Source organism: Aquabacterium sp. (assembly GCF_030652515.1).
GTDB lineage: Bacteria > Pseudomonadota > Gammaproteobacteria > Burkholderiales > Burkholderiaceae_C > Aquabacterium.
In genome coordinates this window covers 22912-39362 of record NZ_JAUSAR010000163.1, presented here as the reverse complement: position 1 = coordinate 39362, position 16451 = coordinate 22912, and the positions used below count along the sequence as shown (strand labels likewise).

Here is a 16451-nt window from a genome sequence, read left to right as displayed (position 1 = left end):
GGTCAGGCTCCATCAAGGGGTGGTGAGGAAGGAATCGGTCAATCAATAGATGGCGGTGAGGGCCACGCGCACATTGCGGCCCGGTGCTTCGGTGCCCAGGCCGTCGCCAAAGCCGTTGCTCAGGTGGTAGCTGGCGTTGCGCAGGTTGTCGCCGCTGAGGTTCAGGTTCAGGTGCGGGCTCACGTTCCAGCGCAGGCTCATGCCCAGCAGGTGGTAGCCGGCTTGGGTGCCGACCGTGTTGCTGTTGTCGACGATGGTCAGGCGGCTGCGCACGTGCTGCCAACGCACCATGGCTTCGACGGCACGCCAGCGCCAGCCCAGGCTCCAGTGCAGGCTGTCGGCGGGGGCGGTGGTCAACGGCTGGGCCTGGCGGCCATCGAAGGCATCGCCCCGGATGCGGCTGGCGGCCAGGCTGGAGAAGGCCGGGCCGATGTCGAGCACGGCTTCCAGCTCGGTGCCATGGCGCCGTTCCCATCCGTCTTGCACGATGAGGCCACTGCCACCCGATTGCGCCAGGATCGATTCCAGCAGGTGGTCGGTGCGGTTGCGGAAGAAGGTCAGCTTGGCGCTCAGGCTGTGCTTGAGCTTGAAGCCGTCGCCCAGGAACTGGGGTTGGCGCGTGCTCAGGCCCCACTCCACGCTGCGCGAGGTCTCGGGCTGGTAGAGATCACCGCAGATGCGCGACGAGGGGCCCACCTGGCTGGCATCGGTGTAGCCGGGCAGCAAGCTGCTGCCGGAGCCTCGCAACAAGGAATCCACGCACCGGCCGAAGCCGCCTTGCGTGAACGCCTCGTCGATGAGCGGTGGCCTGAAGGCCTGGCCCCATTGCGTGAAGACGGTCCAGCGTTGTGGCACCAGTTCATACGCCAGGTGCAGGCTGGGCGTCGTGCGCTCGTAAGTCACGCTCGATGCTTGCCCGGCCTGGCTCAACTCGGACACGGTCTTGCCTTGCGCGTGCACCCTCACCTGGTCCCAGCGCAGGCCGGGCAACATTTGCAACTGGCCCCAGCGCCAGTCGGGTTGCAGGTACACGCCCAGGGTGTCTTTGCGGCCTGGGGGTTGCGCGCCATTGAAGCCGCCTGGGTAGATGCTGTCGGTGTTGGGGCTGTCGATGAGCCGGTGAACCGTGCGTTGCTGCTGCCCCCATTGCAAGCCCAGGTGCAGGTCCACCTGGCTGGCGGGGCCTTTCATCAGGCGCCAGGTGCCTTGGCTGTCAACGGTGTTGTTCTGGTAGCGGAAGGCGTCGTCCACGGCGTAGGCCATCGAGAAGATGGACTGGCCCTTGGCCATGTGGTCGTGCACCTGGGTGTGCGATTGCCCCACTGTCAATTGCCAGCGGTTGGCGCGCTCGGCGTCCTGCCACTGGGTTCGCAACGACAAGGTGTCGTCTTCGATGCGCCGCACCACTTGGCCGAAGCTGCCAGGCACGCCCGCGGTCGCGTCATAGGCCTGCAAGCCTTGGTCTGCAAAGCGCATGTACGAGGCCGAGACCTGCCACTCATCGTTGGGGAACCAGCGGGCTTTGAGCAGGCTGCTGTCGGCGTCGGTGGCCGACAGGTCCAGGCGTTGGCCGCCGGGCAGCATCAGGTCGCGGCCAGCACGTTGCGAGTGCGCGGCCAGCCAGTCCACGTTGTCACCGGCCAGGCCATACAGGGCGGTGAAGCTGTGGCGTTCGTCGTTGTTGCTGCCCCAACTGGCGCGCACGCGCCCACCCACGCGCTGGCCGGGTCGCAGCAGGTCTGATCCATCCTTGGTGGTGGCCGACACGGTGCCGCCCAAGGCGCCGGCGTTCTCGATGCTGGCGCCGCGCCGCACCTCGATGGACTTGATCAGGTCGGGCTCGATGAAGGTGCCGCCAAAGCGGTATTTTTCAAAGCCCTTGGCGATGCCGTCGACCTTGACGGCGACATCCTCGTGGTCGGTGTAGCCGCGGATGTTGAAGCTCATGCCGCTGGCGCGTGGGCCGCCATTCACGCCCACGCCGGGCACCTCGTCCAGCAACTGGAAGACGTTGTCGGGCTGGCGCCGATCGAGCGTTTGCGGGCCCACGGTGGTGATGGGGCGCGTCGGGTCGGGCTGGCGTTCTCGCGATCGCATCATCGGGGCGGTGCCTTGCACGGTGATGGTGGGCAGCGGGGTGTCGCTGGTCGGGCTGGGGTCGGCAGGCGGGGTCTGGGCGAGGGCCATCCATGGGGCGGCGACCGACCACCACAGAGCCCCTCTGGAAAAGCGCAAGCTCGGGAGATACAACAACAAGGGCATGGCAAGCACTCATGGGCACGCGGGCCCCGGGCCCCCTTCGTTCAATCAGGGGCCCGGGGAGTCGTCAGCCAAGCTGTTCAGGTCAGGCTGCGTTCAGGCCTTGCCGACGGCGGCTCATGAAGCCGACCATGCCCAGGCCGGCGCCCATCAGGGCCAAGGTGCCAGGTTCAGGCACGGCCGTGGTGGTGTTGGCCACCGCGTACACGCCGACCTGGTCCAGGCTCAGGCTGCTGCCCGTGGCGCCAAAGGCAAAGTTCAGGGCGCTGCCGCCGGTCACCGTCCACTTCCACAGGCTTTCTTCCTCGGCACCACCAAAGGCGCCGCCCAGTCCTTCGGTGAAGGTGATGGTGCGGGTGGCGTCCACGCCGTTCAGCGAGGCCAGGTCTTTCACGGACGTGCCCAGGCCGCCGATGCGCAGGTAGACATCCCAGCTGCCAGCGCCCAGGGCGGCGGTGTTCAAGGTGAAGGCCGTGGCGGCCGAGAAGCTGTAGATGTTGCCGCCGCTGGTGAGGAAGGCTGTGCCCGTCGTTTCGGTCAGCGTGCCGGCGCCAGCCACGTCAGGCGTGCTGTCGCTGGGGTAGCTGTTGATGACGTTCCATTCGGCCAGGGTCGTCGTGCCCGAGGGCAGGGTCGAATCCCATTGGCCACCGGCGGCGGAGGCCAGCAAAGGCGCGGCCAGCACGGCGGCGGACAAGATGCGTTTGAAAGCGAAAGCGTGATGCATGTGAAACCTCGTAGGTAGAAAAGAAAGGGACTGGTAGTCCCTTCCCCACGAAGGCGACACACGTTTTGGGATGACAGCGTTTTTGAATGGCAATCGACATCGCCCACGGCCTCGCGCCGCCGGGCTCTGGGCTAACTCAGCGCGGCGCCAGGACGGGGATGTCCACGACGAACCGGTGCTGCTTGCCGCAGTCCAGGATCACTTCCTTCTGGCCGCGCTTGAGCAGACGCACGTCAACGCGAATCGACCCGAAACCGTCGTGCGCCAGCACCTCGTCCAACAGGGCCAGCAACTTGGTCTGAAGGGGAGGCAGGGCAGGGGCGGTGGGCGAATCCAAGTGGACAACTCCGGGCAAAAGCGTGAGACCAGCAGATCGTGATCGAGTGGACTCATTGTATTGCGAATGGTTCTCATTCGCAAATAATTGACCACAACCGCCGTCGGGTTGCTTTCCCGGATCAGGTCGCGTCAGCGCGCCCCGTCCTCGGCCAGATCATCGCGTTGCTGGCGGCGCCAGACGCGCAGGCGCGACTGCATGACCGACAGCTCGATGGCGTCGGCGGCCGAGGCTTGGCGCACATTCTTGGCGCCGCCTTCGATGCGGTCGATGGCGCCAGGTAGGTCGCCCAGGGCCGCGGTGGCTTCGGCCTCGGCCCGCACGGCGCGCAAGGGTTGGCCGAGGTTGCGCCACAAGGCGGCCAGCAAGCCCCAGGCCGTGGCGTCCTGCGCCTGGGCGCTGACGTGGGTTTGCAGGCGCGTGGCGGCCTCGTGCCAGGCCTCGCGGTTGTCGCGCGCCTCGGGCAGGTTCAGGGCAATGCGGGCGTTCAGGAGCAGCTCGGGGCGGGCGTCCAGCATCACCGTGCCCTGGCCCTTGGCCGCGGCGTTCGACAAGACGGCGGCGGCTTGCACGGCCTGGCGGGCATCGACCAGCGTGTCGGACTCTTCCAAAGCCAGGATGCGCTCCACCGCCGCCTGCTGCGCTTTGGGCAGGTTCGCCGCCGACGTGCGGGCCAGCTTCAGTGAGGCGGCCACCTGGCCCCGGTCGTTCAGGCGATGTGCCGCCACGGCGGAGGTGTAGTGCAAGGCCACGGCCTCCAGGGCGGATGCACTTTTGGGTGCGGTGGGGTTCAGCAAGGGCATCAGGCTGACACTGCGCGGGTCCATCAGGACCCGGCTGCGTGCCGACATCAAGGCGTGTTGCGCCACCAGCATTTCACGGGCATCGCTGCGGTCGATGGCGGGCGGCAGCAAGCCATTGGGGCCCATCCGTGAACGGGCTTCGCCAATGCGTTCACTCGTCAAGGGGTGGGTGCGCAGGTAAGGGTAGCTGTTGTCGTCGGTCAGGCGCGAGGCCTGCTGCAGGTGCTCGAACATCTGCGCCATGCCAATCGGCGCAAAGCCCGCTTCGCTGAGCACGCCAAAGCCCACGCGGTCGGCTTCACGTTCCATGTCGCGCGAAAAGTTGAGCTGCCCCTGGATGGCGATGGCCTGGCCACCGGCCATCATGGCCTGGGCCGCGGCCGGTGCGCGGCTGGCCGCCAGTGCGCCCAGCAGCATCGAGGCAATGCTGATCCACGACTGGCGGCTTTGCTCGCTGATCATGCGGGCGATGTGGCGCTGCGTCACGTGCGACAACTCGTGCGCCAGTACCGAGGCCAGTTCGTCCGGCGTCGTGGTCATGGCCAACAGGCCCAGGTGAACGCCGATGTAGCCGCCGGGCAGCGCAAAGGCGTTGACACTGCGCTCGCGCACCAGGAAAGGACGCCAGGCGTGGGTCGAGTCGATGTCGGCATTCAGGTCGCCGCGTTGGCGTGCACTGGTCAGCAAGGCCTGCCAGGATTGGTTCACGTACTCCAGAATCAGCGGGTCGTCGATCACGTCCGGGTCGGGCAGGATGGAGCGCATGATGCGGTCGCCCAACCGGCGCTCTGCCATGGGCGACAATGTCTGCGCGGCCGCGTCACCCAGCGAGGGCAGGGCCAGCGATGAGCTGCTCGGTGGCAAGCCCAGGTCGCTGGTTGACGCGGCGCTCAGCCCGAGCGGCCAGGCCACCAGCAGTGCCATGGCCACGGCATGCCAGGCCGGGGCATGAGCGGGCGGGCGCTTGGCAGAGCGGGGAGCGGAAGACGTTTTATTCAAAAGCATGTAGGCGCAAGAGGTTTGCCACGCTGGGCAGTATGCTGTGTCTGTCACCGCTTGGAGTGCCGGGCCTGGGTACAGGTTCGGCGTGCAGGGTGATCTTTACATCCCAGACATCATGACCGAACTGACCCATTTTGACGCCCAGGGACAAGCCCACATGGTGGACGTGTCCGACAAGCCCGCCACCATGCGCCGCGCCGTGGCCGAGGGCCGCATCCGCATGCAGGCCGAAACGCTGGCCCTGATCACCGAGGGCCGCGCTGGCAAGGGCGATGTGCTGGGCGTGGCGCGCATCGCGGCCATCCAGGGGGCCAAACGCACGGCTGACCTGATTCCCTTGTGCCACCCCTTGCCGCTGTCCAAGGTTTCGGTTGAGTTCGAGCTGGAGCCCGATCTGCCCGCCGTGCTTTGCCGCGTGACGGCCCAGACCGTGGGGCCCACGGGGGTCGAGATGGAGGCCTTGACCGCGGTGCAGGTCGGCTTGCTCACGATTTATGACATGTGCAAGGCGGCTGATAGGGGCATGGTCATGACCGATGTGGCTTTGGTGGAAAAGCTGGGGGGGCGCAGCGGGCATTGGCAGCGGTGATGCTTGTGTTGTCTGTTTTGTCATGGCAGCGCGGGGCGGGGATGAGGCGGAGGCGGGCGGGGCTCCTATGGTGGCGGTCCACCGCGTAGCGGCGGACTGCTCTGTGGTGCTCGGCCACGGCGGGCGGCTGCGGAACTCGCCCTTCGGGCTCAAACAGTCCTCGCCGACCCCTCGCGGTGCGAGGGGCAACCCGCCGTGGCCTCCGCTCCTCGACGCCCCCGAAGTCGCCCCGCCCGCCTCCGCCTCATCCCTGATCGCCCCGCTGGTGGCGTGGCACGGTCTGGGGTGGTGGCATGGCAACGGGGTGGCGTTGGCCTCGGTCGTGCAAATGGTGCCCGCTGACGCGGCTGGTGGTACGCTACAGATTGCAGCCGTGGCATGCCATAGCGGGGCGATCAAAGGGCTGGGGCGGTCTCCGGCGGGGCGCCTGGCTTGGTGGTCCCGCTAACAGCGGGACCACCAAGCTGAAGCCCTGCCGGAGACCGCCCCAGCCCGCGCCCCGCGCTGCCAAGACAAAACAAAACAAACCAGCCAAAGCCCGCTAAGGCCTGGCTGGCAACAACTCCCGCCAGTCATACAGCACCTCTGCTGGCGTGCACTGAAATGGCACCTGAACGATGTCCGGCTCGTCCTTGCATTCGTCCAGAAAAGCCTGGCTGGTCGCATTGCGAAACTCCCTCAACCGGTCCACCACGAAGCGCCCCTTGTCGACCTCGCCATGCTCGGCGAGCGAGCGCGCATAGGCCATCATCAGCCGCGCGTCCACCAGGTTGTGCAAGGTTCGGTTGAAGGCCAGCGGTGGCTTGGCCGGTTCGTCTTCCTCCACGCCCGTCACGTTGGCGTAGTCGGCCTGGTAGGCAAACCACGTCGTGTGCTGACCGAACTTGATGCGCTCGCTCAACGGGCCGGCGCCTTCGCGCGGCGAGTAGATGTTGGCCGCCGCCTGGAAATCCCAGGTGCACCAGGCCGTGAAAATGGAGATCGCCAGCGCGCCCGTCATCAAGGCAGAGTTGGTGCTGGGATCGACCGCCTGGGGGGGCAGGCCAGGATTGGCTTGGCGGGCCCGCGCGGCCAGCCCCATGCCCCAGGCAAAAGCCGTGGGCAGCAGGAAATAGCTGTACCAAAGCGGGTACTCCAGCAGGCTGTGCAAGCCCACCAGCGTCACGATCACGGCCGCGGCCCCGGCAGGCGTGCCCGCGAAGGCCTGGCCGGGCACGGGGTCGGCGCTTTTTCTCAAGCCCGGGCCCAGCAAACCCCACAGTCCCCACAAGCTCAGCACCGTCATCAGCCCGGCCAGCGGCAGGCCAAACTCCACCGCCCACTGCAGCAGCACATTGTGGGTGTGGTCAAAAAAGGCGACCGGGCGGGTCGGGAAGGGCGTCAAGGTCCAGGCCAGGTTGAATTCGCCATAGCCCACGCCCGTCCAGGGGTGCGCGGCGATCAGGTCCAGCACATTGGCCCAGATCTTGAAGCGCGAGCTGGAAATGTCGCTGCGGTCGTGCAGGCGTGCTTCGGCCGCAAAGGCCACGCCCGTGTCCAGGTGCGACCACAGCCACATGCCGCCCCACCACGCGCCATAAATGACCGGGGCCAGCATCAGCACCTGGCGCAGTCGCAGTGGCAGATCGCGGTCACGCCAGCCCCACACGGCCAGAAACAGCATCGCGATCGTGCCCGTGCGCGAAGCGGTGAACACCACCCCGCCAATCATCAGCACGATGGCCCCGATGGCCAAGGGCCGAGGCCAGCGACCCCGCGCACCCAACCAGGCCGCAGCACAGCACGACCACACCAGCAAGGTGCTGAAATGGTTGGGCTGGCGCAGATTGCCCACCGCGCGCCCGGGCATGGTGGGCTCCGCAATCAGGCTGCCGTCGGCCCAGGCCGGGTGGAAAACCTGGATCAGCGCCAACACCATGCCCGCCACGCCCGCCCACGCCAGCGCTTCGCAAAACACATCGAAGACACGGTGGCCCTGGTCGCTCAAGCCTGCGCGCCAGGCCACCACGAACACCAGCAGCGCCGACAAGGCCATGCCACCACCCATCATGGCCAAACCCAGGGGCAAACCACTGACATAAGGTGCTGCCAGGGCCAGGCCCGCGTTCAGCAGCAGCATCGCGGACAAGGCCCACATCGGCCCCTGATGGCGGGGGCTCGCCAAGCTCTGCCCACGCAAGATGGGCCCGGCCAGCGCGGCCGTCCACAGGCCCCAGCCAAACAAGGCCAGCACCTGGTTGTAAAACGTGACCGAGGGCGACTCGTGGGCGGCCAGCAAGGTGGGGGCCGCGATGGCCAGCAAGGCCAGGGGCAGCCAGGCTTGCGCGGACGGGAGCTTGGAAGTTGAACTCATCCGCCTATTGTCTCGCGTGCAAAGCCTCGGCCCGGACCGGCCTTGCAAATGCAGGCAGACTGGCGAGCTATGTCGTCTTTGTCCCCACTCACCCTTCAAAAAGAACGCTGGCTGCTGTGGAGCCTGGCCGCCGTCCAGTTCACCCACATCGTCGACTTCATGGTCATGATGCCCCTGGGGCCGCAGCTCACCCGCCTGTTCTCCTTGAGCGACGCGCAGTTTGGCCTGTTGGTGTCGGCCTATTCCCTGGCGGCCGGGGTCTCAGGCCTGCTGGCATCCTTGGTGATTGACCGCTTCGAGCGCAAACGGGCCTTGCTGACCCTTTATGCGGGCTTTGCCGTGGCCACCCTGGCCTGTGGTCTGGCACCCACCTATGGCAGCCTGATGGGGGCGCGCATTGCCGCCGGTGTTTTTGGCGGAGTGCTGGGGGCCCTGGTCCAGACCATCGTGGGCGACGCGATCGCGTTCGAGCGACGCGGCCGGGCCATGGGCGTGGTCATGGCCGCGTTCTCGATGGCCACGGTGGCGGGTGTGCCCGCCTCGCTGTGGCTGGCCAGCCAGGTGGGCTGGCATGGGCCCTTCATTGCCATCGCTCTGGTGTGCGTGCCGGTGTGGCTGGTCGCCTGGCGCGTGGTGCCTTCGCTGCATGGCCACCTGGCGGGCGCGGCCGCCGGTTCTTCATTCAACCAACTGGGTCGGGTGCTGGCCGATGCCAACCACTGGCGTGCGTTTGGCTTGTCGGCCCTGATGGTGCTGGGCAGTTTCAGCATCATCCCCTACATCACCATTTACACCACCACCAACCTGGGGCTCAGCCAGGAGCAGGTGCCGCTGATCTACCTGGTCGGTGGCGTGGCCACCCTGTTCACCGCCCGCCTGTGGGGCCAGTTGGCTGATCGGCATGGCAAGGTGCTGGTGTTCCGGGTGATCAGCGTGGTGGCGGTGGTGCCCATGCTGGTCCTGACGCACATGTCGGCCGCGCCCGTGGCCGTGCTGATCGTGGTCACCACGGCGTTTTTCATCTTCGTGTCAGGCCGCATGGTGCCGGGCATGGCCTTGTTGACGGCGGCGCCGCCGCCGGCCATGCGAGGCGCTTTCATGAGCGTCAATGGGGCCCTGCAATCGGGTGCGATGGGCTTGGCGGCCTGGCTGGGTGGGGTGCTCATTTCACGCACACCCGACGGCCTGGTGCAGGGCTATGGCCGCACCGGTTGGCTCGCCCTGGCTTCTACCATCGTCATGGTCTGGTGGGTGGGCCAATTGCGCCTGCACAAGGCGGGGCAAACCCCCGTCATTTGAGTGCGAATCAGGCGCTGTTCAGCGCGATTCAACCGCTTTGCGGGGTTTCTTCACAGAGCTTGGTTTCTCAATGTAAACACTGATGTCATGGGCTTGTCATCTCGCCGTGTCAGGCGCAAACTGAACTTCTGGTTGGCCGTTTTTTTCAAGCCTTTGGGCTGCAGCCAGCCGGATGTCCTCAACCCTTCTGCGCTCGAAAGGATGCAGTATGAATTTGACGATCAGTGGGCACCACCTGGAAGTTACCGCCGCTTTGCGTGAGTACGTTCTCACCAAGTTAGAGCGAGTAACCCGACATTTTGACCAAGTGGTGGACGTTACCGTTCTACTCAGTGTCGAGAAGCAAAAGGAAAAGGATCGCAGACAGAAGGCCGAAGTCAATTTGCACGTCAAGGGCAAGGACATCTTTGTTGAAACTGCCCACGAAGATCTCTATGCCGCCATCGACCAGTTGATGGACAAGCTCGATCGTCAAGTCTGCCGCCACAAGGACCGCGTGCAAGACCACCACCACACCTCATTCAAGCGCCATGAAGGCGTCACCAACTGGGACACCGCCATTCAATGAGCTTTACCCCCAACTCCAGCATCCAGCTTGGTGCCACCTGATGGTGGGACGCCCGTGCAGGCATGCACCAAGTTAACGGCCCTTCGGGGCCGTTTTTCATGCGATGTGCAAAATGGTGCAGGCGTAGAGTGAAATTGTTGAGTTTGATGCTTGCTGCGCTGCAGCAATCGGTGCAGAATCCCCTGAATCAGTGGGTGTCGCGACACCCGATCAGTAGTCTTCGGTTCCTATAATCCGCCCCTCATCCGTCCCGGGGGTGGGGGTCAAGGTTCCAACCGTCGCCCCCGCTTGTATCAAGATGAATCGACTTTCCGCCATCCTTCCTGCCAGCCAAGTGGTCGTGGATCTGGACGCCAGCAGCAAGAAGCGTGTGTTCGAGCACGCGGGCCTGTTGTTCGAGAATCATCACGCCATTGCGCGTGCCACCGTGACGGACAACCTGTTTGCGCGTGAGCGCCTGGGCTCCACCGGTTTGGGGCACGGCGTGGCCATCCCCCACGGGCGCATCAAGGGCCTGAAAAACCCGCTGGCGGCCGTCATCCGGCTTCATCAGTCCATCCCTTTCGATGCCCCTGATGACGAATCCGTCAACTTGCTGATCTTCCTGCTGGTGCCCGAGGCGGCCACGCAGCGCCACCTCGAGATCCTGTCCGAAATTGCCGAGTTGCTGTCCGACCGGGAGTTGCGCGAGCGGCTCAAGACCGAAGGCGACGCGGCCAAGGTGCACGAGTTGATCGAGCGTTGGCAACCTCTTAAATCGGTGGCCTGAGCCCCGGATGAGTGCCAAAGACCTTGCCGTGATCAGCGCCGAAGCGCTGTTTGAAGCCAACCGCACCGCCCTGCACTGGGAGTGGATCGCGGGCCACGCCCACCCCGAACGCCGTTTTGACGAAGAAGCCGTCAAGGCTGCGCAGTCCGCCGCTGATCTGGTGGGCTACCTGAACTACATCCACCCCTACCGGGTGCAGATCGTGGGCAGGCGCGAGGCGGCCTACTTCAACAGTTCCACGCCGGAAGACCAGGAGCGCCGCATCCAGCGCATCGTGACCCTGGAGCCACCCGTGGTGGTGGTGGCCGATGCGCAAGCACCGACCGACCGCCTGGTGGCCATGTGCGGCCGCGCCGGCATCCCCCTGTTCGTGACCTCCGAACCCGCGGGCCACGTGATCGACGTGCTGCGCTCCTACCTCACGCAGCACTTCGCCGAGCGCCTGACGCGCCACGGCGTGTTCATGGACATCCTGGGGCTGGGCGTGCTGCTCACCGGCGAATCCGGCCTGGGCAAGAGCGAGCTGGGCCTGGAATTGATCTCGCGCGGCCATGGCCTGGTGGCCGATGATGCGGTTGACCTGTACCGCGTCTCGCGCACCGCCATCGAAGGGCGTTGCCCCGAGTTGCTGCAAAACCTGCTGGAAGTGCGCGGCATCGGCCTGCTGGACATCAAGTCCATTTTTGGCGAGACCGCGGTGCGCCGCAAGATGCGACTCAAGCTCATCGTCCACCTGGTCCGCAAAGAGACCATGGAGCGCGAATTCGAACGCCTGCCCTACGAGCCTCTGTTCGAAGAGATCATGGCCGTGCCGATCCGCAAGGCGGTCATCGCGGTGGATGCCGGGCGAAATCTGGCCGTGCTGGTCGAGGCCGCCGTGCGCAACACCGTGCTGCAACTGCGCGGTATTGACACCTACAAGGAATTCATCGAGCGCCACCAGCGCGCGCTGGACCGCAGCAGCAGCAGCGGCCAGGGCTGATCACGCGTGGTGGCCACCGCGCGGCAGGTTGACCTTGCTGCCCGAGCAGCCATCGCGGTTGCACACCACGTACAGTGACAAGGCGTGGTCCTGCAGCACGTAGCCGCGTTCCTTGGCGATTTCCTGCTGACGCTGTTCGATCTCGGCGTCAAAAAACTCCTCGACCCGGCCGCAGACCACGCACACCAGGTGGTCGTGGTGCTTGCCTTCATTCAGCTCGAACACCGCCTTGCCAGTTTCAAAATGGTTGCGCGACAGGATGCCGGCCTGCTCGAACTGCATGAGCACGCGGTACACCGTGGCCAGGCCGATGTCAGAACCCTCGTTCAGCAGCACCTTGAACACGTCTTCAGCGGCCAGGTGGCGCTGGGGCGATTGCTGGAACACTTCCAGGATCTTGATGCGGGGCAACGTGGCTTTGAGTCCGCTGCTTTTGAGTTCTTCGGCGTGGGTGGTCATGGGGCGGGCTCCGGCAGTCAGCGAAGGCGCTTTTGTCCCCCGCTAGAATCGCCAATGATATCGATTCAATCCGGACCAAGCCAATGTGGGGCCAATGTGGTCGTGCCCAGGCGTGCCGACCGGGCGGGTCGAGCGTTTGTGATGCACACTGTCTGGCTCCTTTCCAAGGGCGTTGATGCCATGTTGATTTCCATGACTTGCCGATCCCTTTTGAACCCATTTCTGAACCGATCCGTGTTGGCCCCCGTGGCCGCCCTGTCCCTGCTGGCCCTGTCGGCCTGCAGCACGCGCCTGAGCTCGCCCGAGACCTTGTTCGGCATCATCCAGCCCTACCAGATCGACGTGGTGCAGGGCAATGTGGTCACGCAAGAGGTGATGGCTCAGATCCAGCCCGGACTGGGCCGCAACCAGGTGCGCGAGATCCTGGGCTCGCCCTTGCTGGCCGACCCCTTCCACGCCGATCGCTGGGACTACGTCTTCACGATCCACCGCCAGGGTGTGCCCAAGCAGCAGCGCAGCGTCACCGTGTTCTTCAAGGGCGATGTGGTCGAGCGCTTTGACGCCGACAAGCTGCCCAGCGAGCACGAGTTCGTGGCCTCGATCGACAAGCCCGCCGACATCAAGAAACCACCGGCCAACCTGACGGAGGCCCAACTGGCTGCCTTGCCGGTGCCGGCCAAGACCGACGAGGTCCGCAAGGCCCCGCAAGGCGCGGTGCGCGAGTACCCACCGTTGGAATCAGGCCGTTGAAAGACCGTTGAAAACATGAGCACTCAAGCAAGCACCCACAAGATCGCCATCGCAGGCGCCTCCGGCCGCATGGGCCGCATGTTGATCGAGGCGGTGCAAGCCGCCGATGACTGCGCCCTGGGCGGCGCCCTGGACATCGCCAGCAGCCCCGCCATCGGCATCGACGCGCTGGCGTTTTCCGGCCAGCGCAGCGGCATCGACATCACCGCCGATTTGCACGCCGGCCTGAAAGACGCGCGCTTCCTGATTGACTTCACCCGCCCTGAAGGCACGCTGGCGCACCTCAAGGTCTGCCGCGAACTGGGCGTCAAGGCCGTCATCGGCACCACCGGTTTCACACCCGCCCAGCTCGATGAAATCCGCGACGTGGCGCGCGACATCGCCATCGTCATGGCACCCAACATGAGCGTGGGCGTCAACGTGGTGCTCAAGCTGCTGGCCCAGGCCGCCAAGGCCCTCAAAGAGGGCTACGACATCGAGATCATCGAGGCCCACCACCGCCACAAGGTCGATGCCCCCAGCGGCACCGCCTTGAAGATGGGTGAAGTGGTGGCCGAGGCCATCGGTCGCGACCTGAAATCCTGTGCCGTCTATGGCCGCGAAGGCGTGACCGGCGAGCGCGACCCCAGCACCATCGGCTTTGCCACCGTGCGCGGCGGCGACATCGTGGGCGACCACACCGTGCTGTTCGCTGGCATCGGCGAGCGCATCGAGATCACGCACAAATCGTCCAGCCGCTCCACCTACGCGCAAGGCAGCTTGCGCGCGGTGCGCTTCCTGGCCAACCAGCCCCACGGCCTGTTCGGCATGGACGACGTGCTGGAACTCACCCCATGACCGGTCTGTCGCACCTGTGGTCGCAGGGGGATGCCATCTCCAAGGCGGTGGCCGTCTTGCTGTTGCTGATGTCGATTGGCGCCTGGGTGGTCATTTTCTGGAAGGGCTGGATGCTGGCCCGCGCCCGCCACGACCTGGCGCGTGGCGTGCCCGCTTTCTGGCGCGCGGCTGATCTCGCCTCGGCCCGCCAAACCCTCCAAGCGCTGGACCGCGAAGCCGTGCTGCTGCCCCTGGTCGATGCGGCCCAGGTGGTTTCGCAGCCGGGCAGCCTGGAAGCCCAGGTGCAGCCCGAGGCGCAGTTGACCCGTCGCCTGCGCGACAGCCTGCACGAGGTGCTCGCCCGCCTGCAAGCCGGGCAGGTGCTGCTGGCCTCGGTGGGGGCGGTGTCGCCCTTCGTGGGCCTGCTGGGCACCGTCTGGGGCATCTACCACGCCATGATGGGCATCAGCAACGACGGCTCGGTCAGTCTGGACAAGGTCGCCGGCCCCGTGGGCGAGGCTTTGATCATGACGGCGGCAGGCCTGGCCGTGGCCATCCCGGCCGTCCTGGCCTACAACATCTTCGGCAAGATCGTGTCGGCCTGCGAAGCCGACCTGGAAGGTTTTGCCCACGATCTGCGCGAAGCCGTGCTGGGCCATCCTGCCCGCGGCGCAGGCCCCGGCGCCTGAGCACGCAGGGAGCAAGCACGCCATGGCATTCGGCCGACTTGAACGACGCCAGGGCGCCCAGCCCATGAGCGAGATCAACATGACGCCGCTGATCGACGTCATGCTGGTGCTGCTGGTGATCTTCATGCTGACCGCGCCCTTGATGACGTCCAGCCTGAAGCTGAACCTGCCCAAGGCGGATGCCAAACCGTCGGATGCCACGCCGCACAGCCTGATGATCTCGCTGTCGGCCGATGGCAAGACTTATCTGAACGACAGTGCCGTGACCTCGCCGGGCCTGGTCGCTCAGGCCAAAGAGGCCGCCCGGCAGAACGCCGACACCGAGGTGCAGTTGCGCGCCGACGAAGCCGTGTCCTACGGCCGGGTGGCGGAGTTGATTGGCCTGCTGCAACAAGCGGGCTTGAGCCGCATTGCGTTTGTCACCGAAGCCAAGGTGGGCGCCCCTGAAGGTGTCGGGCCCTGACGACAATGGCGGCGCCCCCGCTGGCGCACAATGGGCTTGTATTGACTGCTGCCCAGGAGTGGTATGGACGCCCCGAAGTTCCAGACTCAGAGTTATGACAATGCCCCGGCCGCCTTGGCCCGAATCAACGAGCTCTACGATTCGCAGATCAATTACCTGCGCGATGCCTTGCACCGCTTTGTGGGCGGCGAGACCTTCAAAGAGCATGTGCGCGCCAAGTACCCTTTCGTGCGCATTCAAACCGACACCGTGGCGCGCGCCGACTCCCGCCTGTCTTACGGCTTCGTGGCCGGCCCCGGCATTTACGAGACCACGCTGACCCGCCCGGACCTGTACGCCGATTACTACCGCGAGCAACTGGAACTGCTGCTCACGAACCACGGCGTGTCACTGGAGGTGGGCCTGAGCAACGAGCCCATCCCGGTGCACTTCTCGCTGGCCGAGAACCACCATCTCGAAGGGACCCTGCCCGCTGACCGCCGCCTCTTGCTGCGCGATCAGTTCGACTTGCCAGACCTGGCCTCGATGGACGATGGCATTGCCAACGGCACTTACGAGACGAGCCATGGCGGCCCCCGCGCCCTGGCCCTGTTCACAGCGCCGCGCGTGGACTACTCGCTGCACCGGCTGCGCCACTACACCGGCACCTCGCCCGAGCACTTCCAGAACTTCGTGTTGTTCACCAACTACCAGTTCTACATCGACGAGTTCGTGCGCATGGGCCAAGAGCTGATGCGCACTGCGCCTGATCCGGCCAACCCCCGTGACGACGACGATTGCGTTGCCTTTGTCGAGCCGGGCAATGTGGTGACGCGCCGCGTGGGCGTCCCGGCCGAGGCCGGCGATCTGAAGGGGGCCGTGCCGCCGCGCCTGCCGCAGATGCCGGCCTACCACCTGATGCGGGCCGACCGCAGTGGCATCACCATGGTCAACATCGGCGTGGGCCCGGCCAACGCCAAGACCATCACCGACCACATCGCGGTGCTGCGCCCACACGCCTGGATCATGCTGGGCCACTGCGCCGGGCTGCGCAACTCACAGCAACTGGGCGACTACGTGCTGGCCCACGGCTATGTGCGTGAAGACCATGTGCTGGACGAAGACCTGCCCCTGTGGGTGCCGATCCCGCCGCTGGCCGAAATCCAGCTGGCGCTGGAAGGCGCGGTGGCCGATGTGACACAGCTCAATGGCTACGAGCTCAAGCGCATCATGCGCACGGGCACGGTGGCGTCCACCGACAACCGCAATTGGGAGTTGCTGCCCCACCGGGGGCCAGAACGGCGCTTCAGCCAGAGCCGCGCGGTGGCCCTGGACATGGAAAGCGCCACGATCGCCGCCAACGGGTTCAGATTCCGCGTGCCCTACGGCACCTTGCTGTGCGTGAGCGACAAGCCCTTGCACGGTGAATTGAAGCTGCCAGGCATGGCCAATCAGTTCTACCGTGAGCGGGTGGATCAGCACTTGCGCATTGGCCTGCGGGCCATTGAGCGCCTGCGGGGCAACCGCGCAGGGCAATTGCACAGCCGCAAGCTGCGCAGCTTTGCCGAGGTCGCGTTTCAGTGACCGAATCGGCAGGCCCGGGTTAG

16 protein-coding genes are annotated in these 16451 nt (G+C 65.7%); 10 read left to right on the top strand and 6 right to left on the bottom strand.

All coding sequences use genetic code 11. From position 1 onward, the window contains the following. Positions 1 to 42: 42 nt before the first annotated feature. The 4 genes from Q7V20_RS18770 to Q7V20_RS18755 form a co-directional block, all read right to left on the bottom strand. A complete protein-coding gene (locus Q7V20_RS18770; RefSeq protein ID WP_304794810.1) occupies positions 43 to 2262 on the bottom strand; it encodes a TonB-dependent receptor domain-containing protein in 2220 nt (739 codons plus the stop codon). Positions 2263 to 2344: 82 nt separating this feature from the next. Further along, positions 2345 to 2986 (bottom strand): PEP-CTERM sorting domain-containing protein, encoded by a 642-nt coding sequence (locus Q7V20_RS18765; RefSeq protein ID WP_304794808.1) that lies wholly within the window; start codon positions 2984 to 2986, stop codon positions 2345 to 2347. A 136-nt stretch (positions 2987 to 3122) separates the two neighbouring features. Further along, complete coding sequence (locus Q7V20_RS18760) at positions 3123 to 3323, bottom strand: hypothetical protein (RefSeq protein WP_304794806.1); 201 nt, start codon at positions 3321 to 3323, stop codon at positions 3123 to 3125. 131 nt (positions 3324 to 3454) lie between these two features. Continuing rightward, positions 3455 to 5131, bottom strand: a complete 1677-nt coding sequence (locus Q7V20_RS18755) for a M48 family metalloprotease (RefSeq protein ID WP_304794804.1) — start codon at positions 5129 to 5131, stop codon at positions 3455 to 3457. 112 nt (positions 5132 to 5243) lie between these two features. On the opposite strand from Q7V20_RS18755, the gene moaC reads away from it, so the two are divergent. Then, positions 5244 to 5717, top strand: coding sequence for a cyclic pyranopterin monophosphate synthase MoaC (gene moaC / locus Q7V20_RS18750; protein WP_304794802.1), 474 nt, complete (start codon positions 5244 to 5246; stop codon positions 5715 to 5717). A 541-nt stretch (positions 5718 to 6258) separates the two neighbouring features. On the opposite strand, the gene Q7V20_RS18745 is transcribed toward moaC, so the two are convergent. Further along, the gene (locus tag Q7V20_RS18745; RefSeq protein WP_304794800.1) at positions 6259 to 8070 is read right to left on the bottom strand and encodes a PglL family O-oligosaccharyltransferase; all 1812 of its coding nucleotides are present in this window, start codon (positions 8068 to 8070) and stop codon (positions 6259 to 6261) included. A 69-nt stretch (positions 8071 to 8139) separates the two neighbouring features. On the opposite strand from Q7V20_RS18745, the gene Q7V20_RS18740 reads away from it, so the two are divergent. The 4 genes from Q7V20_RS18740 to hprK all read left to right on the top strand — a co-directional run bounded on the left by Q7V20_RS18740 (position 8140) and on the right by hprK (position 11688). Then, a complete protein-coding gene (locus Q7V20_RS18740; RefSeq protein ID WP_304794798.1) occupies positions 8140 to 9369 on the top strand; it encodes an MFS transporter in 1230 nt (409 codons plus the stop codon). Between the two features lie 208 nt (positions 9370 to 9577). Next, positions 9578 to 9937: a ribosome hibernation-promoting factor, HPF/YfiA family gene (gene hpf / locus Q7V20_RS18735; protein WP_304794795.1), complete on the top strand. Its 360-nt coding sequence runs from the start codon at positions 9578 to 9580 to the stop codon at positions 9935 to 9937. Between the two features lie 298 nt (positions 9938 to 10235). Beyond that, on the top strand, positions 10236 to 10706 hold the full coding sequence (locus Q7V20_RS18730; protein WP_304794792.1) for a PTS sugar transporter subunit IIA: 471 nt from the start codon (positions 10236 to 10238) through the stop codon (positions 10704 to 10706). Between the two features lie 7 nt (positions 10707 to 10713). Continuing rightward, entirely contained in the window at positions 10714 to 11688 is a 975-nt protein-coding gene (gene hprK / locus Q7V20_RS18725) for an HPr(Ser) kinase/phosphatase (protein ID WP_304794790.1), read from the top strand. Here hprK and fur read toward each other — a convergent pair whose 3' ends face one another. Next, a complete protein-coding gene (gene fur / locus Q7V20_RS18720) occupies positions 11689 to 12147 on the bottom strand; it encodes a ferric iron uptake transcriptional regulator (RefSeq protein ID WP_304794787.1) in 459 nt (152 codons plus the stop codon). Positions 12148 to 12339: 192 nt separating this feature from the next. On the opposite strand from fur, the gene Q7V20_RS18715 reads away from it, so the two are divergent. From Q7V20_RS18715 to Q7V20_RS18695, 5 genes are all read left to right on the top strand, one after another. Beyond that, positions 12340 to 12897, top strand: coding sequence for an outer membrane protein assembly factor BamE (locus Q7V20_RS18715; protein ID WP_304794784.1), 558 nt, complete (start codon positions 12340 to 12342; stop codon positions 12895 to 12897). 15 nt (positions 12898 to 12912) lie between these two features. Beyond that, positions 12913 to 13734, top strand: coding sequence for a 4-hydroxy-tetrahydrodipicolinate reductase (gene dapB / locus Q7V20_RS18710; RefSeq protein ID WP_304794781.1), 822 nt, complete (start codon positions 12913 to 12915; stop codon positions 13732 to 13734). Continuing rightward, positions 13731 to 14402, top strand: a complete 672-nt coding sequence (locus Q7V20_RS18705) for a MotA/TolQ/ExbB proton channel family protein (protein WP_304794779.1) — start codon at positions 13731 to 13733, stop codon at positions 14400 to 14402. Before dapB ends, Q7V20_RS18705 begins: the two co-directional genes overlap by 4 nt. A gap of 22 nt (positions 14403 to 14424) precedes the next feature. After that, on the top strand, positions 14425 to 14865 hold the full coding sequence (locus Q7V20_RS18700) for a biopolymer transporter ExbD (protein ID WP_304794776.1): 441 nt from the start codon (positions 14425 to 14427) through the stop codon (positions 14863 to 14865). A gap of 63 nt (positions 14866 to 14928) precedes the next feature. Further along, positions 14929 to 16428 (top strand): AMP nucleosidase, encoded by a 1500-nt coding sequence (locus Q7V20_RS18695; protein ID WP_304794774.1) that lies wholly within the window; start codon positions 14929 to 14931, stop codon positions 16426 to 16428. Positions 16429 to 16451: the final 23 nt, after the last annotated feature.